The following is a 22,177-nucleotide window of genomic DNA, read 5'->3' as shown; positions in this document are numbered from 1 at the left end:
CGTCATGGCCACCTCCCTGTGCCACGGACCCGAGCTGAGGTTCACGGCAGAAGACGCGCTCGACCTCGCCACCGCGCTGCGCCGTGCGGCCCGCCGCTTCCCCGGCTCGCGGGTGGTCACCGTGACCTCGGCGGGAACGACCTCGACCACCTACGCCGAGCTGCTCGCACGGGCGACGGACCTGTCCCGCGACGTCCGGCGCGGTGACCGGGTCGTGCTGGCGGACCTGCCGCTGGAGGAGTTCTTCCCCGCGTTCTGGGCCTGCGTGCTCGGCGGGGCGGTGCCGGTGCCCGTGTTCGGCGGGCGCGAGGTCCGGCCGCTCGGGCCCGCCGAGGACGGTGAGGCGCTGGTGCTCCTGTCGTCCGGGAGCACCGGTTCGGCCAAGGCCGTCCCGCTGACCCAGCGCGGGCTCGCCGAGTTCGCGGTGGGAGCGCGGGAGAGCCTCGGCCTGCGCCAGGACGAGACGACGCTCAACTGGCTGCCGCTCGACCACAGCGGCGCGTTGCTGCTCTACCACCTGCTGCCGGTGTTCACGGGCGCCACCAACGTGCACGTGGAGACCGACCTCGTCACCTCGGAACCGTTGCGGTGGCTGGACCTGCTGTGCGAGCACGAGGCCCGGCACAGCTGGGCACCCGCGTTCGCGTACCGGCTCGTCGCCGACGCCGCCGGGGACCGTTCCTGGGACCTGGCGCACGTGCGGTCGCTGGTCAGCGGCGGCGAGCAGATCCCAGCCGGGCTGATGCGCCGGTTCGCCGCCGTCACCGGGCTGCCGGAGTCGGTGCTGCGGCCCGCCTGGGGCATGACCGAGACGTGCACGGGCATCACGATCGGCCGTTTCTCCGACGGCGTGCACCGGGTCGTGCGGGCCAGCCTGTCCGGCGACCTGGAATTGACCGACGTGGACGATCAGAGGCCGTGTGTCGAGCTCGTTCCGGTGGGGCCGCCAGCTCCGGGAGCGTCCGTGCGGGTCGTGCGCGGCGGAGAAGTGCTGCCGGAGGGCCGGATCGGGGCGTTGCAGGTGCGGTCGGCCCGCGTCACGCCCGGCTACCTCGGCGGAGAGAGGTCCGGCGAGTGGTTCGGCACCGGCGATCTCGCGTACGTCCTGGACGGGCAGGTGGTGATCACCGGGCGGGCCAGGGACGTCGTGATCGTCAACGGGCACAACCACTACTGCCACGAGATCGAGGCCGTGGCGGTGGACGCGGGCGCACCGGTGGGCTGGACCGCCGCGTGCGGTGTGCCGAACGCCCGGCTGGCCACCGAGGACCTCGTGCTCGTCATCGGATCGAGCGCTCCGGTGCCGGTGGAGGAGATCCGCGCGGCCGTGTTCGCGCGGCTGCGGCTCCCGGTGGCACGGGTGGTCGTCGTCGATCCCGCGCGGTTTCCGCGCACGGGCGGCGGCAAGATCCGCCGGGGTGAGGCCCGCCGGATGCTCACCGACGTCCGCACGGTGGTGAGCGCCGCCGTCGAACGGGTGGCGGGTGCCCCGGCCGTCACCGGCAAAGCCTTCTACGACCTGGGACTCACGTCCGTGGCGCTCGCGCGGCTGCGCACCGAACTGGAGCGGGACCTCGGGGTGTCACTGCCCGCGACCGCGTTGTTCGCGCATCCGTCGGTGGACGCCCTGGTCCGCTACCTGGAGGGCGACCGGCGGGCACCCGAGGCATCGGCGCCGGCCGGGACGGACCACCGGATCGCCGTGATCGGCATGGCGGCGCGGCTGCCCGGCGCGGACGACGTCGCGGCGTTCTGGGAGAACCTGCGGGCAGGCCGGTGCTCGATCGCCCGGTTCGACGCGCCCGGCAGGGTCGGGGCGATGGGCACGATCGCCGACGCGGACGCGTTCGACCCCGAGTTCTTCGGGATGACACCGGCCGAGGCGGCGTCCACCAGCCCGGCACACCGCCTGTTCCTGCAGGAGTGCTACCGCGCGCTGGAGAGCGCGGGATGCCTGGACGCACCCGGACGAGTCGGCGTGTTCGCGGGCTCCGGCATGCACCTCTACGGGCACCAGGCCGGGCTGCCGGGCGCGGACGTGCCGGCCGCGATGCGGGCGGCGATCGGCGCGGAACCGGACTTCCTCGCCGCGCGGGTGGCGCACCGGCTCGGCCTGACCGGGCCCGCCATCGGCGTGCAGACGGCGTGCTCGACCGGTCTGGTCGCGGTCCACCTGGCGGTGCAGGCGCTGCTGACCGGTGACGCCGACGTGGCGGTGGCCGGTGCCGCCGCCGTGCACGTGCCGCAGGACGACGGCTACCTCGCCCATCCCGGCGGCATCCTGTCGCCCGCCGGCGCGTGCCGGCCGTTCTCGGCGGACGCGGACGGCACGGTCGGCGGCAACGGCGTCGCCGCGGTCGTGCTGAAGCGGCTCGACCGCGCGCTGGCCGACGGGGACGCCGTGCACGCCGTCATCCTCGGCACCGCCGTCAACAACGACGGCGCGGCCAAGGCGGGCTTCACCGCGCCGAGCGTGTCCGGGCAGGCCGAGGTGGTGCGGCTGGCGCTGCACCGGGCGGGCGTCGACCCGTCCTTGGTGTCCTATGTGGAGTGTCACGGCACCGGGACGGCGCTGGGCGACCCGATCGAGGTGGCCGCGCTGCGCGAGGTGTACCCCGGTCCGGTGCGGCTCGGGTCGGCCAAGGCATCGGTCGGGCACCTCGACACGTGCTCCGGTCTCGCCGGGCTGATCAAGACGGTGCTCATGCTGGAGCACGGCGAGATCGTGCCGACCCCCGGCGTCGGAACGCCGAACCCCGCGCTCGACCTCGGCCCGTTCTCGATCACAGCCCGGGCCGGGACGTGGGACGGCGTCCGCCGGGCGGGCGTCACGGCGCTCGGCGTCGGCGGCACGAACGCGCACGTGGTGCTGGAGCAGCCGCCGGTCGTCGCGAAGCGGTCCGCACGCCGGTCGGTGGTGTCGCTGTCCGCCCGCACCCCGGCCGCCCTCGCCCGGTCCGTCTCCGCGCTCAGGGCTCACCTGGCGAAGCACCCGGACCTCGCGGTCGCCGACGTCGCCGCCACGCTCGCCGCCCGTCCCGTCCACCCGCACCGGGCGGCCGTGGCCGCCTCGACCACCGCCGAACTGGTGGACGCGCTGGACGCCTCCCCCGGTTCTCCCGCGGACGGTCCGGTGGTCTTCGCGTTCCCCGGCCAGGGGCAGGCCCGTGCGGGCATGGCGGCCGGACTGTACGCGGAGCACCCCGTGTTCCGCGCGGTCATCGACGACCTGTCCAGCCTCACCGACCTCGGCGCGCTGCTCGACCCCGCCGCCGAACTTCCCGTGCAACCGGCGACGTTCGCCTACCAGGTGGCGCTGGCGGAGCTGTGGCGCTCGTGGGGCGTCGAGCCCGACCTCGTCGTGGGCCACAGCATCGGCGAGTACGCGGCACTGGTCGTGGCGGGCGGCCTGTCCCGGCACGACGGCCTGCGGCTGACCGTCGAACGGGGCCGCCTGACCGGGTGCACGGAACCCGCGGGCATGGTCGCGCTGCACGCCACCCGCGAGCAGGCGCGCGCCGTGGCCCGGGCAAGCGGTACCGACCTGGCGGTGGTCAACGGCGTGGTCAGCCACGTGCTGGCCGGTTCGGTGGACGCGATCGAGGAGGCCGCCGCCCGCGCCGGTGTGCCGTGCACGCGCCTGGGGGTCGACAGGGCGTTCCACTCCAGGTTCATGGACCCGGCGGTGGAGCCGTTGCTGCGCGCGGCACGGGACGTGCGGCTCACGCCGTTGCGCCTCCCGCTGGTGCGCGGCGTCGACGGCGCCCGGCTGGCGGCGGGCTCGGTAGTCCGCCCCGAGCACCTGACCGAGCATTTGCGCCGCCCGATGCGGTTCGACCTGTGCCTCGCGGAGCTGGGGGACGCGGGCCCGCGCGTCGAGATCGGCCAGGACTCGGTGCTGTGCCGGCTGGGCCGCGCCGGCCACCAGGAGGCGGCCTGGATCGGCGGCCCGCTGCCGGACGCCGTGGCCGCCGCGGTGACGGCCGGGCTGGACGTCGACCTGTCCGCGTTCGCGACGGGCAGGCGGATCTGGCTGCCGGGCTACCCGTTCGAGCGGAACCGGGTGGAGACCGGCCGCCAGCCGGAGCGGCCGGCGGTGCGACCGGCGGAGATGGTCGTGCCCGCACCGCGCGGGCAGGGCCGGGACGTGCTCGGACGGGTCTGGGAGCTGGTCGCGGCACGTCTCGGGCTCGCGGGTGAGCCGCGGGTGGACGAGACGTTCCTGGCGCTGGGGGCCGACTCGCTCGCGTTGATGGGGCTGGCCGGGGAGATCGAACGCGACTTCGGCGTCCGGGTGACGGTGAAGGACCTGTTCACCGTTGCTCCCACGCCACGGGCCGCCGCGCGGCTGGTCGCGCGAGGTGGCGGGGTGACGGCCGGGGAGGGCGCGGTGCCGCGGCCTCGGACGGAACTCGCCGAGCCCGTGACCGAGCTCGCCGTGGCCGAACCCGTCGCCGCCGATCCCGCGCTCCCCTGCGGGCCGTGCGACTTCAGCCTGTCCTTCTTCGGCGACTACCCCGACGAGGCGCACCGCGACAAGTACGGGCTCGTGCTGGCCGCCGCCGAGTTCGCCGACCGGCACGGCTTCCACGCCGTGTGGTTGCCGGAGCGGCACTTCAACTCGTTCGGCGCGCTCTTCCCGAACCCGTCGGTGCTCGCCGCCGCCATCGCCGCCCGCACCGAGCACGTCCGGCTGAACGCCGGATCGGTCGTCCTGCCCCTGCACAACCCCATCCGGGTGGCGGAGGAGTGGTCCGTCGTGGACAACCTGTCCGGCGGACGGGTCGGTCTCGGGTTCGCGAGTGGCTGGCACGCCAAGGACTTCGCGCTCGCCCCCGACGCGTACGCACGGAACCGCGAGCTGATGTACGAGCACATGGAGACCGTGCGCGCGTTGTGGTCCGGCGAGGACGTCACCGCGGCGTCCGGTACCGGTGAGCCGGTGTCCGTGCGGTTGCAGCCGCGTCCGCTCCAGGACCTGCCGCCGTTCTTCACCGCCATCGCGGGGAACCCTGACAGCTACGTCAAGGCGGGCAGAGCCGGGATCGGCGTGCTGACGAACCTGATGACGCAGTCGGTGGACGACCTCGCCGAGAACATCGTGCGCTACCGGACGGCACGAGCAGAGGCCGGGCACGACCCCGCCGCCGGACGTGTGGTCGTGCTGGTGCACACCTACCTCGGTGCCGACGGTGCCGTGGCGCGGGAGGAGGCACGGGAGCCGTTCCTGCGGTACCTGCGGTCGTCGCTCGCGCTCGCCGGGCAGGCGCAGAGCCTGGGGCTCGCCGAGATGCCGTCGGCCGACGAGGACTTCGTGCTGCGCCAGGCGTTCGAGCGCTACACCGGGTCGCGGGCGCTCATCGGGTCCGTCGACGAGGCCGCGTCGGTGGCCCGCGCACTGGTCGCCGCCGGGGTGGACGAGATCGCGTGCTTCGTAGACTTCGGCGTGGCCCCGGACCGGGTGCTCGAAGGTTTGCGGCACCTGGACGAACTGCGGCACCGGAACGCACTGCGCCACCCCGGCGAGTCGCGAGCGCGACCGCTCCCCCGGCTGCCGCTGACCCCGGCCGAGCAGCGGATCTGGTTCATGGACCGGCTGCGGCCCGGCACGGGCGTCTACCACGAGCCGAAGCTGGTCAGGATCGACGGCGCGCTCGACGTGGAACGGTTCCGCGACGCCGTGCTCCGGGCCGCCGGACGGCATCCGGCCCTGCGGACGGTCTTCCGCGCCGAGGACGGCGTGCCGTTCAAGGAGGTACGGCCGGAGGCGGAGGTGCAGTGGGCGTTCGAGGACGGCACCGGGCTCGACGAACGCGGCGCGGTCGCGAGCATGGCGGCCGAGGCGGCACGTGTGCGGTTCGACCTCGCCACCGGCCCGTTGCTGCGGCTCGTGGTGCTGCGGCTCGCACCGGACCGGCATCTGGTGCACGTGGTGGCGCACCACATCGTGTTCGACTCGGCGTCGACCGGTGTGCTGCTGCGCGAGATCGCCTCGCACTACCAGGGCGTGACGCTGCCACCACCGGTACCGCCGCCCGCCTGCGGACCGGGCGGTGACCTCGGCTACTGGCGCGACCTGCTCGCGGGCTCGCGTCCGCTGAGGCTGCCGGCCGACTTCCCCGCACCCGCCGAGCCCACGGGTGAAGGCGCGGCGGTGACGCGGGAGTTCCGTGCCGTGCCGCGGAACCCGGAGCTGGGTGCCACGCCGTTCATGGTCGTGCTGGCGGCGGTGAGCGCGGTGCTCGGCCGCCGGGCGGGTGAGCCGGACGTCGTCGTCGGCACCGCGATCAGCTCGCGGCCGAACGGCGCGCGGGACGCGATCGGGCTGTTCCTCGACCTGGTCCCGCTGCGGATCGACGTCTCCGGCACGTTCCGCGAGCTGCTCGGCAGGGTCGTCGCCGGCACGCTGGCGGCGTTCGAGCACCGCGGTGTCCCGTTCGACGAGCTGGTGGCGGCGGTCAACCCCGGCCGTGACGCCGAGGGTGTGCCGTTGTTCCGGGTGCTCGTCGAGTACGAGACCGAGGAGCCGGTGGACTTCGGGCCGCTGACGGCCACCGTGCTGGACCCGCCGATCAGCACGTCCGTCCACGACCTGTCGCTCTACTTCACCGAGAGCGCCGACGGGCTGCGCTGCGTCGCCGAGTACCGCACCGATCTGTTCGAAGCGGCGACGGTCAGCGGCCTGCTGGCGGACATCGGCGACGTGCTGGACGCGGTCGCGTCCGATGTGGACAGCCCGGTCGCCGAGCTGACGGCGGCGGGCGCGCGGGACAGGGCAGCGATCGAGTCGTGGCAGGGGGCGAGCGTCCCCGACCCGGAGGTGTGCCTGCACGAGCTGGTCGGCGACTCCGACGACATCGCGCTCACGGGCGACTGGGGCAGCTGGACCTACCGCGAGCTGCGGGCGCGGGCGGACGAGATCGCGCAGGCGCTGGGGCCGCGGCGCGGTGAGATCGTCGCGGTGTCGCTGCCGCGCGGACCCGAGCTGATCGCGGCCCTGCTCGGCGTGCTCACCAGCGGCGGCGCCTATCTGCCGATCGACCCCGGACTGCCGGCCGCGCGAAGCCGCCACCTCATCTCCGACAGCGGAGCGCGGGTGCTCCTCACCGCCGGCGAGTCCACACTGGACGCCGGGGAAGTCCTGCGGGTGACCGAGATCGAGGCACCGAGGCACCGAGTCCCGCTGCCCGCGGTCAAGCCGGACGACCTCGCCTACTGCCTCTACACCTCCGGCTCGACCGGCAGGCCGAAGGGCGTGCTCGTCGAGCACCGCGGACCTGTCAACGTCGTCCGCTGGCAGCTGCGCCAGCACCGTCCACTCCGGACTCTCGGCTGGACGTCCGCCGGGTTCGACATCAGCGTGCAGGAGATCTTCTCCACCCTCGCGTCCGGTGCCGCGCTGGTCCTCGTCGACGACTCCGTGCGGCACGACCACACCGCGCTGGCCGGGGTGATCAGGCGGCACCGGGTCGAACGGCTGCTCATGCCGTTCACGCCGCTCAACGCGCTGCTGGAGTCCGGGCTGTCCGCCCCGTCGCTGCGGGTCGTGCTGTGCTGCGGCGAGCCACTGGTGCTGACGCCCGCGCTGCGGTCGTTCTTCGCCGGCCACCCGGAGTGCGTGCTGCACAACCAGTACGGGCCCACCGAGGCGTCGATCATCGTGACCGACCACCCCGTGGACACGGCGCACGGTCCGGTCGCGCCCCCGATCGGACGGCCGATCGACGGGGTGCGCGTGGCCGTGACCGACGACGGTGTCCCCGTGCCGGTCGGGGCGGTCGGCGAGATCTGGCTGGGCGGGCCAGGGCTGGCGCGGGGCTACCACGGCCGCGAGAAGGAGACCGGGGCGGCGTTCGTCCGCGACCCCGCGACCGGCGAGACCTGGTACCGCACCGGTGACCTCGGGCGGTGGCGGGCGGACGGCTCGCTCGTCTTCCTGGGGCGTTCCGACGACCAGGTCAAGATCCGCGGCAACCGGGTGGAGCCCGGCGAGACGCTGCACGCGTTGTGCGGGCTGGCGGAGGTCGCGGACGCCACCGTCGTCGCCCGTGCGGACCGGCGCGGTGAGGCGGAGCTCGTCGCGTACGTGGTCCCTGCCGCCGAGACGCCGGACCTGTGGGCACGTCTCGCGGCACTGCTGGGCGAGGTGCTGCCGTCGTACCTGGTCCCGACCCGCTGGGTGGCGCTGGACCGGCTGCCGCTGACCGCGAGCGGCAAGGTCGACCGGGCCGCGCTGCCGGAACCGGAGGCGGCTCCCGCCGGTGAACGGCCCGCCACCGCGGAGGAACAAGCCGTCCACGACCTGTGGTGCGCCGAGCTCGGCGTGCCGGAGGTGCCGGTGACGACCGGGTTCTTCGAGCTGGGCGGGCACTCGCTCGCGGCGGTCCGGCTGGTGGACCGCGCCGGGACGCAGCTGGGCGTCAGCTGCACGATGGCGGACTTCTTCGCCGAGCCGACCGTGCGCGCGATGGCCCGGCGGCTGCACCAGGCGCCGCTGACCGCCACCCAGGAACGCCTGTGGCGCAAGCACACCGCGTTCGGCACGGCCGTCTACAACATGGCCTACCGGGTGGACCTCGCCGGTGACGTCGAGCCGGACCGGTTGCGGCGCGCGGTGAACGGGCTGGTCGAGCGGCACGACGCGCTGCGGGTGCGGGTGTGCGGGACGCCGCCGCGGCAGGCCGCCGGGCCGGTGGAGGAGATCGCGCTGCCGGTCGAGCGGCCGGATGACGTGGACGGCTGGTGCGCCGGTCTGGCCGGGCGCCCGTTCGACCTCGGGACGGCGCCGTTGCTGCGGTGCGGCCTCGCCCGCACCGGTTCGGGCTGGGTGTTCGTGCTCGTCGTGCACCACCTGGTGGCCGACGGCGCGTCGATGCCCCTGCTGTGGCGGGACCTCGCCGCGCTCTACCGGGGTGAGGAGCTGCCCGCGGCGCCGAGCTTCCTCGGCCTGGTGCGCGACCGGCAGGACCCGTCGGCGCGGGACCTGGAGTTCTGGCGGCGCGAGCTGTCCGGGGCCGAGGTGCGCTGGACGCTGCCAGCCGACCGGCGGGGGCGCGCGTCCGGCAGGGGCGCTCTGCACCGCGAGGCGTTGCCGGCGGGGACGTGGGCGGCGCTCGCCGAGCGGGCCCGCGCGGCCGGGACCACGCCGGTGGCCGTGCTGGCGGCGGGCTTCGCGCGGTGGGCGGGTGAGCTGATGGGCACCGACGACGTGGTGCTGCCGCTGTCCTGTGCCCGGCGCACGGGGGCGACCGGCGAGGTGGTCGGGTTGCTCGGCGACGTGGTGCCGGTCCGCGTCCGGCTCGGTTCGGGCGCACTGGCGACGGAGGTCGGCAGGAGCCTGTTCGCCGCGCTCGACCACCAGGACGTGCCGCTGCCCGACGTGCTGGCGTCGGCGCTGCCCGGCGACGAGCCGGCGACCCTGCCCAACGTCCTCTTCACCGTCGTGACCGGCCCGCCGCCGGAGCTGGGCCTTCCCGGCGCGCGGGTGACGCCGCTGCACGTCGGCGGATGTGCGCGCAACGATCTCCACGTCGTCGTCGAACCCGGCGGAACCGAGCCATCGGTGCACGTCGAGTACTCGACGGACCTGTTCGACGCGGCCACGATCGCCAGGTGGGCGCGGGAGATCGTCGCCGCCCTCACCGGTGACCAGGCTGGTGACGCGGACCAGACCTGCGCACCGCGGCGCGCTGTGCAAGCATCGGGCGGTGCTGCAGGTGTGCCTCAACGGGGCGTTGCCCCGCTCCGCGTCCGACCATCTGCCCTTCACCCCCGGCGAACTGGCTGAGGCCGCGCGGGCCGCGGTGGCGGAGGGCGCCCACGACATCCACCTCCACCCCAAGGACCCTCAAGGCGAGGACACGCTCCTGGCGGAGCACGTCGGCGCGGCGGTGCGAGCCGTGCGCGCCGCCGTGCCCGGGGTGCCGGTCGGCGTGACGACCGGCGACTGGGTCGACCCGTCCGCGCACCGCCGCGCCGAGCTGATCCGGTCGTGGACGGTCCTGCCCGACCACGCCTCGGTGAACTGGCACGAGGACGGCGCCGTGCTCATCGCGGAGACCTTGCTGGACGTCGGCGTGGGCGTCGAGGCCGGCCTGTTCTCCGGCACCACCGGCCCCAAGCGGTTCCTGGCCTGGCCGGGGGCACACCGCGTCACGAGGGTGCTGGCCGAGGTCACCGACACCGATCCGGCGACGGCGCTCGTGACGGCGCGGGAGCTGCTGGAGGAGCTGGCAGGGTTCGGCGGGTCCGTACTGCTGCACGGTGAGGGGGCCGCCGCGTGGGACGTGGCGCGGATGGCCGTCGAGCGCGGCCTGGACACCCGGATCGGGTTGGAGGACACCCTCGTCCTGCCCGGCGGCGACCCGGCGGTGAGCAACGCCGACCTGGTCAGGATCGTGGCGGGCTACCCCAGCCGATGATCGGGCGTTTGAGTTCGCGCCATTGGTGGTATCCACGGACCTAAAGGATTCGGGGGCAGCCGATACATAGCATTCGGGGGATGCCGATGACCGTGGAGCAAGTCCTGTCCGAACTGGGCATCACGGCCGTCGAGGAAAGGCTCTACCGTTTCTTCCTGAGAAATCCGAATTCCGGGCTCGATTCGGACGGGATCACATTCGACACCGACCACGACGAAGTGGACAGAGCCTTCGAGAGACTGAAGGAGCTCGGGCTGGTCCGGCAGCACCCCGATCGCGGCGTCGTCGCGATGGAACCGGTCGTCGGAATCGAGAAGCTGATCGAGCGCCGCCTCCAGGCGCTGAACGAGGAGCTGCGCAGGGTCTCCGCCGTGCGCAAGGCCATCCCGCTGCTGCTGGAGGACCAGCAGGCAGGCCGCCGCAGCCCGGTGTCGTCGGACATCGAACGCATCGAGGGGCTCGACGAGATCCGCGCCCGTCTCGACGATCTCGCCTTCTTCGCGCACCGCGAGGTGATGGCGATGCAGCCGGACGGCCCGCTGTCCGCCGCGTACATCGAGGCCGCCCGGCCGCTCGACCTGCGGTGCCTGCGCCGCGGCGTCCGGATGCGGACGATCGTGCTGGACGAGGCCGTCGCCGATGACCGCACGGAGAAGTACGTGCAGGAGCTCGTCGCGCTGGGCGCGCACGTCCGCTCGGTCACGCACTCGATGGAACGGATGATCATCTACGACCGTTCGGTCGCCGTCGTCCCGATCGACCCCGGCAACAGCGCGCGGGGCGCGTTGATCATCCACCAGCCCAGCCTGGTGACGAGCATGATCGCCCTCTTCGACCGCGTGTGGTGCGACGCGCGGCCGGTCGAGGCCGCGGAGGCGGCGCCGGGGGCGGACGAGCACCTGCGGCTGGTGGAGAAACAGATCCTCACGGTGCTCAGCACCTCCAGCAAGGACGAGATCGCGGCACGCGAGATGGGCATGTCCGTGCGCACGTTCCGCAGACACGTGGCCGACCTGATGACCCGGTTAGGCGCATCGAACCGTTTCCAGGCCGCACTTCTGGCCAAAGATCGCGGCTGGCTGTGACCTTGTGAATTCATGCGGCAGCATGCTGCCGACACGGAGCAGCATGCTGAAGGCGGCGGACCTACCGGCTCCGAGCCGGCGAATGCGAATGTCTTCCTGTCCAACACAATCCGCCATCGCACACCGGGGGAAGACATGTCGTTCCACATCGCTCCGCGCCGCGAAATCGTGACCGCTGTCGCAGGTGTCGCTTCGGGCGTGGCAGTGTTGCTGAGCGCATTCGTCGTCGGGGAGAGCAACGGCTGGCAGGCCGTCGGGACCTTCACCGTGAGCTCCGAGTGCACCGACAGCAACGGCTGGCAGTGCGACTGACGGCCCACGTCGGCGACCGTGCTGCCGCACGGAGGCCGGTGACGCGAAGACCCGGGTGACAAGACCGTGTATACGCGAACCTTCCAGGTGACGCTCCTGGCGCGGACCCCGACGGTGTCCCGCAACGCCTCGATCGCGGCGGCGCGGCTCATCTCGCTGCTGCCTCCCGGCTGGACCGGGCGGATCGGCGACAGCGTGGAGGGCACGGTCCTGGTCATCGAGTCGGCGGTCCCGGTGGGGGCGGGCACGGCACTCGCCGTCATCACGTCCGCACTGGCGGACGACACGTTGCGGGACTGGGAACTGGGAGGGTGCAGACCGCTCTGAACGACGGGGCGGGAGCCGTGGTCACGGCTCCCGCCCCGCCTTCCGTCAGCTGACGAGGGCGGGCTGCTTCCACGCCTGCGCGAGCCACGGGAGGATCCACGGCAGACGGTCCGCCACGGCGTCGTGCAGCACCAGGACCATCCGCCCGGAGCGGCCGGGGCCCGCGTCGAGCCACACCGCCTGCACGAGCACGCCGGTGAGCGGGTCGAGCGCCGCCTCCGCGTCCGCGAGGGCGGCCGGGGTGGCGGCGACGGGGTCCGCGACCTCGCGGTGCGCGAAGCCGGATCGGCACAGTTCGGGATGCAGCTCCACCAGGGACTCCACGGCGGCGGCCAGGCGACCCGCGCCCAGCCCCGCCCGAACCTGCACCGTCATCGCTCTCACATTAGGAGAGCCTAACCTAGGTTCCACTTCGGGTCGCGGCCACTGAGTCCCAGGACACGGTCCAACGGAGACGCGTCCGAGCCGACCTCCACCGCGGCTCCGAAGAGCGAGCCGTCGCGGTCGTCGGGGCCGATCGACGACACGAAGCCGTGGACGACCTGGAGCAGGTCCTCGTCGACCGCGAAGTCCTGCCCCGTCGCACGGGCCAGGTCCCAGCCGTGCAGGACGACCTCGTCCAGCGCCACGGCCGCCGCGACCTCACCCGGCAGGTCGACGCCACCCGCGGCGGTCATGCCCTCCCACGCCGACGGCTCCCGGAAGGCCCGCGCCAGCTCGTCCAGCCGCCGCGGCACCGACTCGCGGAAGTCGAGCGGCAACCGAGCCGCGTCACCGGAGGCGGCTCCCTCCACCGGGGTCTTGCGCGCCGCCATCGTGAACGCGTGCGCGAGGCCGTTCACGTGGTCGAGCAGGTCCCCCACCGTGTAGTCGGGGCACGGCGTCGGCGCCTTCAGGTCGCCGTCCGTCACGTTCCGCACGACCTCCGCCAAGCGGTCCGTCGCGGGTGTCAGGTCGAACATCAGTACCCGTCGCCTCCCCAGAAGGTCTCTTCGAGCGTGTCGGCCGTGCCCGCGAGCAGGTGCAGCGGGTCGGTGAACTCGTGGATGTCGAGGTCCTTCAACGGCAACGAGTGCCGCACGATCACGTGCTCACCCATGATCGCGAGACCGCACGCGACGGTGGAGCGCCCGACCTCCTCCAGCACGCGGCGGAGGTCCACCTGCGAGGCGAGCCCGCACGGCGAGGCGATCTGCACCCACTCGTGCTGCTTGTCGAGCACTTCCCTGACGATGATCACGACCTGCGTGCGCTCGTCGTCGTCCTCGTCCTCCCCGAACGTGAAGAGGATCCTCAGCTCATCGCCCTCGTCGTGGATGACTTCGTACTCGGATCGGACGTAGTCCCGGAGATCTCCCCAACTTGCCATGACGCAACCCTACTGGCCGAGATGGCCCAGAGACCCGCGACGAGCACGGCGGCCACCTCCGCGATGACCAAGATCCTCTCGATGTAGCCCAACGGGAACACCCGCCACCACCGGACGTCGGACACCGCCGCCAGCACGATGGCGTACAGCAGCGGCATGAACGCGACGACGCTCAGCAGACCGGACGCCATCGTCCACCGGGCGTGCCGTCCCCAGACGCGGTCGCGCAGCCACGGCCGGGCGAGCAGGATGATCGCGATGGGCAGGCTGACGAACGCGAGCATGCTGCCGAAGCGGTGGATGCCGCCGCTGACCTCGTTGGTGCCCATCGCCCAGTTCGTCTTCGGGAACGCCACCACGATCAGCAGCCCGGCCGACCACAGCGCCAGCGCGACGGCCCCCGGCGACCGCCACCGGGCGATGCCCTTGCGGACCAGCGCGGTCAGGATCGCGAGCGACCCGAACGCCAGCAGCAGCACGGCGACGTCGAAGACCGGCCGGTAGTCGCCCAGCGCGTACTCGCTGATGGTGCGGCGCATCGACCCGACGGTGAGGTCGAGCAGCCCGACCATGGCCACCGTGACGACGACGGCGAGCGATCCGCCGGTGGCGGCGAGACGAGGAATCAGCACAGAACGGTCAACGTGGGGCCCGTGCTCCCGGGTTCCGCGCTTCAGGAACCCGACAGCAGCCGCTCAGGCCACGCTCAGGGGCTACCCCAGCGCCTCCGCCGCCTCGGCCGCGACGGCATCGGCGACCGCGTTCAGCGCCGGTGAGTCGAGCTTCCACTGCTGCCAGTACAGCGGCACGGAGATCGACCGGCCCGGCGCGAGGTCGGCGAGGCCGTCCACGACCTGCTGCGGCGGCACCATCCCCCAGCCCAGTCCGGCGACGACCGCCCGTACGTACACCTCGGACGACGGCACGTAGTGGCGGTGCTCTGCGGCGCCACGGCCACGGGTCAGCGTGCGCACGAACCGGTCCTGGAGGTCGTCGTTGCGGTCGAACACGACCACCGGCGCGTCCGGCAGCCACGACTTCAGCGGACCGTCCTCGTGCCGCTCCACGAACGACGGCGCAGCCATCGCGGCGTACCGGATGGCGCCGAGCTTGCGCACCGAGCACCCCGCGACCGGTTCGCGCGAGGACGTCACCGCCGCCATCACCAGGCCCTGGCGCAGCAACGTCGTCGTGTGGTCCTGGTCCTCGCGGTGCAGGTCGAACGAGATCCGCAGCGACGACGGCACCCGTTGCAGCGCGGGCAGGAACCAGGTGGCGAGCGAGTCGGCGTTCACGGCGATCGGCACCCGCACCACGGCGTCGTCACCCAGCGCCACCGCGAGGTCCTGGTCCAGCGCGAGCAGCTGCCGCCCGTACCGGACCAGCACCTCCCCCGACGGCGTCAGCCGCACCGGACGGGCCCGCACCAGCAGCACGCGGCCGGTCCGCTGTTCGAGCGCCTTGACCCGTTGCGAGACGGCGGAAGGCGTGACGTGCAGCAGGGAGGCCGCGGCGTCGAACGTGCCCGCGTCGACGACCGCGAGCAGCGTGCGCACCAGGTCCAGGTCCATCACGACTGCTAATGCTACGTAAGAATCTTTAGCTGGTTTCAGGTACGACGGGTTCGTACCGTCGTGGCGTGACTGACCTGCTCCTCGGTTTCGGGACCATGATGACCTTGATCGTCGCGATCGGGGCGCAGAACGCCTTCGTGCTGCGCCAAGGACTTCGCCGTCAGGCCGTGGGCAGGGTCGTCGCCGTGTGCGCCGTCTCGGACGCCGTCCTGGTCGCGGTGGGCGTCGCGGGGTTCGGGGTGATCGTGCGGCAGTGGCCGCAGGTGGTCACCGTCGCCGCCGTCGCGGGCGGGGTCTTCCTGCTGGCGTACGGGTTCCTGGCCGCGCGGCGGGCGTTCCGGCCCTCGGCGATGACCCTGTCCGGCGCGGCGACGGGCAGGCCCGTGCTCACGGCGCTGGCGTTGACGTGGCTCAACCCGCACGTCTACCTCGACACGCTGCTGCTGCTCGGCTCGATCGCCGCGGGCAGGTGGCTATTCGGCGTCGGTGCCGTCACGGCGAGCGTCACGTGGTTCGTCGCGCTCGGGTTCGGCGCGCGGCTGCTCAGCCCGCTGTTCGCGAAGCCGCGCGCGTGGCGGGTGCTCGACGGCGTGATCGCCGCCGTGATGATCGTCCTCGGGGCCGGCCTGATCGCCGGGTCGTGAGGGGCCTCAGCCCAGCTTGACGGCCTGCGGCAGCCCGGCCCGGTCCGCGACCGGCCACTCCAGCGGGTCGGGCCCGAGCTTCACGAGCTCGGCGACCTGAAGCCGGGACCACGGCGAGATCTCCCGCGTGCCGTCGAGGACGTCGGAGGCGAACTTGCTCCACGCCACCCGTTCGGTGGAGTCGACCTCGTCCGGGTTCGGCGTGGGCTCGTCGTCGGTGAGGACCCGGAACACCGGGCACATCTCGTTCTCGACGACGCCGTCCATCTCGGCGCGGTAGCGGAAGGCGGGCAGCAGCAGCTCGGGTGCGGAGACCGCCATGCCCAGCTCGTCGCGCAGCCGTCGCAGCACGGCCTGCGCCATGTCCTCGCCCGGCGCCGGATGCCCGCAGCAGGTGTTCGTCCACAGCCCGGGGAACGTCTTCTTGTGCAACGCGCGGCGGGTGAGCACGGTGTTGCCGGACGAGTCGAAGACGTAGCTGGAAAACGCGAGGTGCAGCGGGGTGTCCGCGTGGTGCACGACGGCCTTGTCCTCGACGCCGATGGCCGAACCGTCCTCGGCCAGGAGGACCACCTGTTCCACAGTCACGTCCCCACGTAATCACACCCCGGCCAAGATCGGGTAATGAGACGCTCCACCGCGCGACCAGCGGGACCCGAGGTGGCGGGGGTCACCCTGGGAGCATGACATCCCCGTTCGCTCAGGCTCACACCATGTTCCTGGTGCTGGTCAGCCCGACGGGCCGGTACTCGATCTGGCCCGCGGTGCTGCAGGTGCCCGCAGGCTGGCAGGTCGTCCACGGAGTCGCCTGCCGGCAGTCGTGTCTCGACCACCTCGGCTCGCTCCGCGACGACCTGCCGGCGGCTGCCTGACAGGACCTGCCTCAGTTCAGGACGAACGTCCTGATGCTGCGGGCGGGCAACTGGGCGTTGAAGGTCCCGTTGGACATGCTGAAGTCGTTGTAATGCGCGAGGGTCGCACTCGCGCTCGTCAGCCAGGTCGAGATCGGCGCGGAGCTGATGTCGCGGACGGTGAACACGTGGTCCACCGGTGAGGTGTTCTTGTTGACGGCGACGATCACGACCTTGGACCCGCTCTTGAACGCCGTGATGTAGACGTTCGACTGCGGGTTCGCGGTCGCGGTGATCCGCTGGTAGCCGGGGCGCACCCACTTCGAGAAGTGCGCCATGTTGGCGCCGCGCTTGCTGATCTGCCCGTCCTCGCGCATCGGGCCGTACGAGCGGCGGATGTACCACCACACGTAGGTCTGGAACCGGCCGTACACGAGCGCGCGGTGGATGTGCTCGCCCACGTCGAGCGCCTGCGGCCACAGGTCGGCCGAGTCGGAGCTGTTCGGGTGGTAGACCTCGGTCATCCACAGCTCCTTGCCGCCGCCCTTCTGCTGGAACAGCGGGTACGGGAAGTCCGCGTTCTGGGTGCCGTAGAGGTGCGCGCCGATGATGTCCACGTTCGCCAGCGCGGCGGCGTCGTTGAGGATGGGGTCGGAGAGGTTCTTGCGGTATTGGAACGACTCGGGGGCGATGACCCTGGCGTTGATGGAGCCCGCGTTCTCGCGGAGGAACCGGACGATCTCACCGGAGGTCCACGCCGTCCATTCGTGCGCGTAGTCCGGTTCGTTCTGCACCGAGATCCCGTACAGGTTCACCCCATTGTTCGCCATGAACGCGACGAAGTCGTTCAGGTGCTGCGCATAAGCGCCGTAAGAGGAGTAACGCAGCCGCTTTCCGCCTGAAAAGCTCTCGGTCATCGAGGCGGGCGGGTTCCACGGCGAGGCGATCACCTTGGCCCCGAGCTCGACCGCGCGCCGGGCCGTCGCGACCTCGCGGCTCCAGTTGGCGCGGTCCTCGTGGACGGGGATGCGCAGCACGGTGAACCCGAGCTGGCCCGCACCGTTGCCGAACGCCGTTTCCCGTTGGGCGGCGGTGAGATCGTTGATCCAGACGGTGTGGTTCATCCCGCCGAAGCCCAGGATCGTCTGCTGCACGTTCGACGGCTCGACGAGCACCGAGCTGGCCGCGGAAGCGGGCGTCGCCCCCACCGCCAGCACCGGCAGCGCGGCACCCGCCGCCAGCAGGGTCCGCCGCCGGAAAGGCTGCGCACCCGCGGTCTCCGAATTGTCTCGGCTTTCGGTCATGACATCTCCAGGAAGTCGACATCGCGCAGGGTTCGGAACACTTCGGAATGCCTGACCGGTCAGCAAGTATCCGGAGAACTCCCGGAAACAGTCGTAACAGTGCCGCGACACGCAGTCAACTCGAATTGTCGATCGACTGCGTCGAATTTACCCGCCATTCGACACAGTCGATCGGTCGAATTCCTCCTAGAGCAGCGTGATGTAGCCGCGCTTGGCCGCGCCGCCGTGCTCGTCGTCGCCCGCGAAGGACGCCGTGAAGCCCTGCAGCAACGTCGCCAGCCCGACCAGCAACGGCACCTGCGCGTCGCACGCGGCCTTGCCGGACGTGTTCGTCGTCGCGGTGCACAACGGCGTGCCCTTCACCGTCTGGAACACGACCTTCCGCCCGGCGACCGGTGCACCGGTGTGCTTCTCGGTCAGCGTGGCGTCGAGCCCGCGCAGCGTGAACCCGAGCAACCGCAGCTGCAACTGGGCGTGACCGGCGGCGAGCTTCGACGGGGCGGGCGGCACGAAGCTCACCGCGATGCCCACCGGGTGCTCGCCCACGGCGATGGTGCCGGTGACGGTGTCCGTGGCCGTGTCGATGACCGAAACCGTGCCGCTGCCGTAGTTCGTGACGTAGAGGCCCGCGCCGTCCGGCGTGATCGCCACGCTGATGGGCCGGTCACCGACGAAGACCTTCCGCAGCTCGGTCATGGAGGTCAGGTCCACGACCGACACCGAGTCGAACTCGCTGTTCGTCACGTACGCGCGGGTTCCGTTCGGCGCCAACGCGATGCCGTGTGGCGTGAAGCCGACGCTCGCGGTGCCGAGGACGGTGCGCGTGGCGACGTCGATGGCGGAGACGGTGTCGGAGCCCTTGTTCACCACGTACATCCGCGTGCCGTCCGGGGACGCGGCGATCGCGGTGGAGGCCCTGCCCACCGGGATCGTGGTGGCGACGGCGTTGGTCGTGGTGTCGATGACCGAGACCGCGCTGGCGCCGGGGACGTCGTGCGTGACGTAGACGGCCTTGCCGTCGCGCGTGACGACGACGCCGTCCGGGTTCTGGCCGACGGTGATGGTCGCGGTGACCGTCAGCGTGGCGGTGTCGACGACGGACACCGTGCCGTCGCCGTAGTTGGTGACGTAGACGAAGCCGCCGCCGGGGGCGACCGCGACTCCCGCCGGGTGGTTCCCGACGGGGACGGAGCTGTCGACCGTGTTGGTCGGCGTGTCGATGACGGTGAGGGTGTTCTGCACGGTGTTCGTCACGTAGCCGCGGGTGCCGTCGAACGCGACCGCCGCCATGTACGGCGAGTTGCCGCCGCTGTCGGCGATCGTCTCCGACACCGCGCCGGTGGCGATGTCGAGCACCGACACCCCGCCGCCGTTGTTGGCGACGTACCCCAGCACCCGGCCGGCGGGAGCCGCCGAGGCCGGGGTCACCACCAGTGCCGTGGTGATGGCAGCCGCCATCACCAGTGGGCGTAACCGCATGTTCAGTGCCTCCTGGCGCGAGTCATCCCCGACCCACCACCACATCGCGACCGGACCAACGGGCGTTAGCCTCTTCAGCCGTCCGGCCGAACGCGGGCATGATGTGATCCAGGTCACTGCAACACGGGTGCCGCGGGGAGCCAACAGGGGGCGTGATGTTCGCGGAGCTGTTCGACGAGCACGCCCTCCCCTTGCACCGATATCTGGCGCGACGGGTCGGCGTCGACGTGGCCGACGACCTCGTCAGCGAGACGTTCCTGGCCGCCATGCGCGCCGAGGAGAACTACGACCGGGAGAAGGGCAGCGCCGTCGGCTGGCTCTACGGCATCGCCACGAACCTGTTGCGCGGTCACGCGAAGCGCGAGGCCCGCCTGCTGCGCACCGCCGAACGCTACGGCGTGGACCTCGGTGTCGCGGAGTCGCTGGAGCACTCCGTCGTCGCCCGCATCGACGCCCGGTCGCACCTGCGGCGCATCGCCGGCGCGCTGGCGAAGATGTCCGAGGCCGACCGCGACCTGGTCCTGCTCGTCTCGCTCGCGGGGCTGAGCGTCCAGGACGCGGCGGAGGCGCTGCGGCTCAACCCCGGCACCGCGAGGTCCCGCCTGCACCGCCTGCGCGCCAAGCTGAAGGAAGTGGAACATGCGTGACGTGCTGGACGACGACCTCGCCGAGCTCTACCCGGTGCCGCCCGACGACGAGGTCCGGCTGGCCCGCCTGCGCGCGCGGCTGTTCGAGGAGGAGAAGCCGCGCCGCCCCTCCCGCTGGCTGGGCGCCGCGGCGGCGGCCGTGACGGTGGTGCTGCTCGCCGGGCTGGTGGTGGTGCTGCGTCCGCTCGACCGGGAGGCACCCGCGACGCTGCCGACGAAGCCCGCCACGTCGCTGCACGAGGCCGCCACGGCGCTGGAGGTCACCGAACGGCCGGCCGCCAAGTACCGGCACGTCAGCTACCTCGCCTGGGAGGTCAGGGGAGCCTCGGACCCGTTCACGTCGTCCGCGTTCGAGTGGAAGATCGACGTCTGGCTGCCGACCGCCGCCGACGAGATGGTGGTGATCTTCCGCGAGCAGACAGGCGCGCGGCGGCACGTCGCGGGCGCCGTCCAGCCGGACCGGCCGCTCTACGGCGAGCTCGAACGCGGCCCCCAGCTGTGGCAGTCCTTCTGCTCCCGCACGCCGTGCCGGGAGGTCGGCATCGGGCAGTCGCCCGGCGCCGACCCGGTGCGGGCGCTGGACGAGGTGGCCGCGGCGATGCTGTCGCCGTTCACGACCGTCGAGGAGAAGGCGGCGCTGTACCGCGGGCTCGGCGAGACGCCGGGGATCACCTGGCGGGACGGACAGGTGTTCGCGGAGGGCGCCAGGACCGTCTACACGATCGACCCGGTGACGGGCGAGGTGACCGGCTTCGAGCAGCGGCACGCGACCGACCTGCGGGTGCCCGCCGACACGGTGACCCTCTCGGCGTCCATCACCTACGAGTGGACCGATCAGCGCCCGTCGTAGGACCGCGGCAGGTACCAGGCCAGGGCGGCGCGCAGCTCGGCGACCTCGCGCTCGCGCCGCCGCCTGGTCCGCTCGTGGGCGACCGGGAACACCCGCACACCGCCGTGGTGCGCCCCGAAGAACCGGCGCGGCGCCGGGTCCTTCAGCCAGACGACGACCCACGGCCGCTTCTTGTGCGGCACGACCCGCACCCGTGCCAGCTCGTACCACCAGTACTGGTGGAACTTGCCGTTGCGGGTCGTGGCGATGCCCTCGCGGCTGATCTCCACGACGATCTTGCGGCGGGCGGCGGCGCTGAACAGCCGCACGGCGCGCACGACCAGGACGCAGAACGCGGCCAGCGCCAGCAGCTGCGTGGCGCCGTTCGCCTGCGCGGCCGGGTCGGCGATCGCGGCGGCGAGCAGCGCGGCGGCCAGGTTCACCAGGCCCCACGACAACGGCACGAACCGCGACGTCGAGAACGTCGCGGCGGCGGGCGTCATCGGCGCGGGGATCTTGCTGGTCGGCGGCTTCTGCGTGGTGACCTGCGAGAGCAGCCGCGTCACCTCGGTCGGGTCCGGGCGCTTGGCCGGGTCGCGCTGCATGCACTTCTGCACGAGCGGGCGCAGCGACTTGGGCACGCCGTCGATGTCCGGCTCGCCGTGAGCCGCCTTGTACAGCAGCGTCGCGGTCGGGCCCTCGCCGAACGGCCCCTTGCCGGTGGCCGCGTAGACGAGCACGGCGCCGAGCGCGAAGACGTCGGACGGCGCCGCGACCTCCTGGCCGGTGATCTGCTCCGGCGAGAGGAAGCCGGGCGTGCCGAAGACCATGCCGGTCTCGGTGAGCGCGGTGTGCTCCATCGCGCGGGAGATGCCGAAGTCGATGACGCGCGGGCCGTCCGCGCCCAGCAGGACGTTGGACGGCTTGAGGTCGCGGTGCACGAGCCCGGCGCGGTGGATGGCGGTGAGCGCCTCGGCCAGCCCCTCGGCGAGTCGTCTCAGGTGGTGCTCCGGCAGCGGGCCGTGCCGCTCGATGGCTTCCTGCAGCGTCGGGCCGGGCACGTACTCCGTGGCCATCCACGGGCGGGGCGCGCGCGTGTCCGCGTCGACGACCGCCGCCGTGCCGGCGCTGCCGACCGCGCGGGCCATCTGGACCTCGCGGCGGAACCGCTCGCGGAAGCGCGGGTCGTCGGCCAGCTCGGCACGGGCGACCTTGACCGCGACCTGCCGCCCGTCGCCCGCTTGCCCCAGGTAGACCGTTCCCATGGCACCACGACCAAGCCTGCCCAGGAGCAGGTAGTCGCCTATGCGCTGTGGTTGGTCCACCTTCACCGGA

General features: G+C 72.5%; 18 protein-coding genes. 9 read left to right on the top strand and 9 right to left on the bottom strand.

The features are described 5' to 3' along the window. The first annotated feature begins 4 nt into the window (after positions 1 to 4). The 5 genes from BLT23_RS14085 (at position 5) to BLT23_RS14070 (ending at position 12,145) form a co-directional block, all read left to right on the top strand. Positions 5 to 9,787, top strand: a complete 9,783-nt coding sequence (locus BLT23_RS14085; protein ID WP_218133740.1) for a non-ribosomal peptide synthetase/type I polyketide synthase — start codon at positions 5 to 7, stop codon at positions 9,785 to 9,787. Further along, positions 9,708 to 10,421 (top strand): 3-keto-5-aminohexanoate cleavage protein, encoded by a 714-nt coding sequence (locus BLT23_RS14080; protein WP_090049211.1) that lies wholly within the window; start codon positions 9,708 to 9,710, stop codon positions 10,419 to 10,421. The genes BLT23_RS14085 and BLT23_RS14080 overlap by 80 nt, the downstream gene beginning before the upstream one ends. Before the next feature lie 80 nt (positions 10,422 to 10,501). Beyond that, on the top strand, positions 10,502 to 11,506 hold the full coding sequence (locus tag BLT23_RS14075; protein WP_090049209.1) for a helix-turn-helix domain-containing protein: 1,005 nt from the start codon (positions 10,502 to 10,504) through the stop codon (positions 11,504 to 11,506). 12 nt (positions 11,507 to 11,518) lie between these two features. Further along, complete coding sequence (locus BLT23_RS40005; RefSeq protein WP_143035934.1) at positions 11,519 to 11,818, top strand: hypothetical protein; 300 nt, start codon at positions 11,519 to 11,521, stop codon at positions 11,816 to 11,818. 66 nt (positions 11,819 to 11,884) lie between these two features. Then, on the top strand, positions 11,885 to 12,145 hold the full coding sequence (locus BLT23_RS14070) for a hypothetical protein (protein ID WP_143035933.1): 261 nt from the start codon (positions 11,885 to 11,887) through the stop codon (positions 12,143 to 12,145). A gap of 45 nt (positions 12,146 to 12,190) precedes the next feature. On the opposite strand, the gene BLT23_RS14065 is transcribed toward BLT23_RS14070, so the two are convergent. From BLT23_RS14065 to BLT23_RS14045, 5 genes are all read right to left on the bottom strand, one after another. Continuing rightward, on the bottom strand, positions 12,191 to 12,520 hold the full coding sequence (locus BLT23_RS14065; protein ID WP_090049205.1) for a hypothetical protein: 330 nt from the start codon (positions 12,518 to 12,520) through the stop codon (positions 12,191 to 12,193). 20 nt (positions 12,521 to 12,540) lie between these two features. After that, positions 12,541 to 13,107, bottom strand: coding sequence for a TIGR03086 family metal-binding protein (locus BLT23_RS14060; protein WP_090049203.1), 567 nt, complete (start codon positions 13,105 to 13,107; stop codon positions 12,541 to 12,543). Next, positions 13,107 to 13,514: a type III secretion system chaperone family protein gene (locus tag BLT23_RS14055; RefSeq protein WP_090049201.1), complete on the bottom strand. Its 408-nt coding sequence runs from the start codon at positions 13,512 to 13,514 to the stop codon at positions 13,107 to 13,109. Before BLT23_RS14055 ends, BLT23_RS14060 begins: the two co-directional genes overlap by 1 nt. Further along, positions 13,439 to 14,146, bottom strand: coding sequence for a DUF998 domain-containing protein (locus BLT23_RS14050; protein ID WP_245743945.1), 708 nt, complete (start codon positions 14,144 to 14,146; stop codon positions 13,439 to 13,441). Before BLT23_RS14050 ends, BLT23_RS14055 begins: the two co-directional genes overlap by 76 nt. Before the next feature lie 81 nt (positions 14,147 to 14,227). Beyond that, positions 14,228 to 15,085: a LysR family transcriptional regulator ArgP gene (locus tag BLT23_RS14045; protein WP_090049487.1), complete on the bottom strand. Its 858-nt coding sequence runs from the start codon at positions 15,083 to 15,085 to the stop codon at positions 14,228 to 14,230. Between the two features lie 98 nt (positions 15,086 to 15,183). Here BLT23_RS14045 and BLT23_RS14040 point away from each other — a divergent pair, with 98 nt between their 5' ends. Next, positions 15,184 to 15,732, top strand: coding sequence for a LysE/ArgO family amino acid transporter (locus BLT23_RS14040; protein ID WP_090049485.1), 549 nt, complete (start codon positions 15,184 to 15,186; stop codon positions 15,730 to 15,732). A gap of 6 nt (positions 15,733 to 15,738) precedes the next feature. Here the strand turns inward: BLT23_RS14040 and idi are convergent, their stop codons facing one another. Further along, positions 15,739 to 16,314, bottom strand: coding sequence for an isopentenyl-diphosphate Delta-isomerase (gene idi, locus BLT23_RS14035; protein ID WP_090049199.1), 576 nt, complete (start codon positions 16,312 to 16,314; stop codon positions 15,739 to 15,741). A gap of 101 nt (positions 16,315 to 16,415) precedes the next feature. Here idi and BLT23_RS14030 point away from each other — a divergent pair, with 101 nt between their 5' ends. Further along, complete coding sequence (locus BLT23_RS14030; protein ID WP_090049197.1) at positions 16,416 to 16,604, top strand: MbtH family protein; 189 nt, start codon at positions 16,416 to 16,418, stop codon at positions 16,602 to 16,604. An 11-nt stretch (positions 16,605 to 16,615) separates the two neighbouring features. On the opposite strand, the gene xynC is transcribed toward BLT23_RS14030, so the two are convergent. After that, positions 16,616 to 17,887, bottom strand: coding sequence for a glucuronoarabinoxylan endo-1,4-beta-xylanase XynC (gene xynC, locus BLT23_RS14025; RefSeq protein WP_090049194.1), 1,272 nt, complete (start codon positions 17,885 to 17,887; stop codon positions 16,616 to 16,618). A gap of 186 nt (positions 17,888 to 18,073) precedes the next feature. After that, the gene (locus BLT23_RS14020; RefSeq protein WP_090049483.1) at positions 18,074 to 19,366 is read right to left on the bottom strand and encodes a beta-propeller fold lactonase family protein; all 1,293 of its coding nucleotides are present in this window, start codon (positions 19,364 to 19,366) and stop codon (positions 18,074 to 18,076) included. Between the two features lie 155 nt (positions 19,367 to 19,521). Here BLT23_RS14020 and BLT23_RS14015 point away from each other — a divergent pair, with 155 nt between their 5' ends. Together BLT23_RS14015 and BLT23_RS14010 are read left to right on the top strand one after the other, a co-directional pair. Continuing rightward, positions 19,522 to 20,013 carry an RNA polymerase sigma factor gene (locus BLT23_RS14015; protein WP_143035932.1) on the top strand — a complete coding sequence of 164 codons (492 nt, stop codon included), beginning with the start codon at positions 19,522 to 19,524 and terminating at the stop codon, positions 20,011 to 20,013. Then, positions 20,006 to 20,863 (top strand): hypothetical protein, encoded by an 858-nt coding sequence (locus BLT23_RS14010; RefSeq protein WP_090049189.1) that lies wholly within the window; start codon positions 20,006 to 20,008, stop codon positions 20,861 to 20,863. Before BLT23_RS14015 ends, BLT23_RS14010 begins: the two co-directional genes overlap by 8 nt. Here BLT23_RS14010 and BLT23_RS14005 read toward each other — a convergent pair. Next, entirely contained in the window at positions 20,848 to 22,173 is a 1,326-nt protein-coding gene (locus tag BLT23_RS14005) for a serine/threonine-protein kinase (RefSeq protein ID WP_245743944.1), read from the bottom strand. The genes BLT23_RS14010 and BLT23_RS14005 overlap by 16 nt on opposite strands. Positions 22,174 to 22,177 lie beyond the last annotated feature (4 nt).

This window comes from Lentzea fradiae (assembly GCF_900100955.1).
GTDB classification, from domain to species: domain Bacteria; phylum Actinomycetota; class Actinomycetes; order Mycobacteriales; family Pseudonocardiaceae; genus Lentzea; species Lentzea fradiae.
The sequence above is the reverse complement of the archived record's forward strand: the minus strand, read 5'-3'. Positions and strand labels throughout refer to the sequence as shown.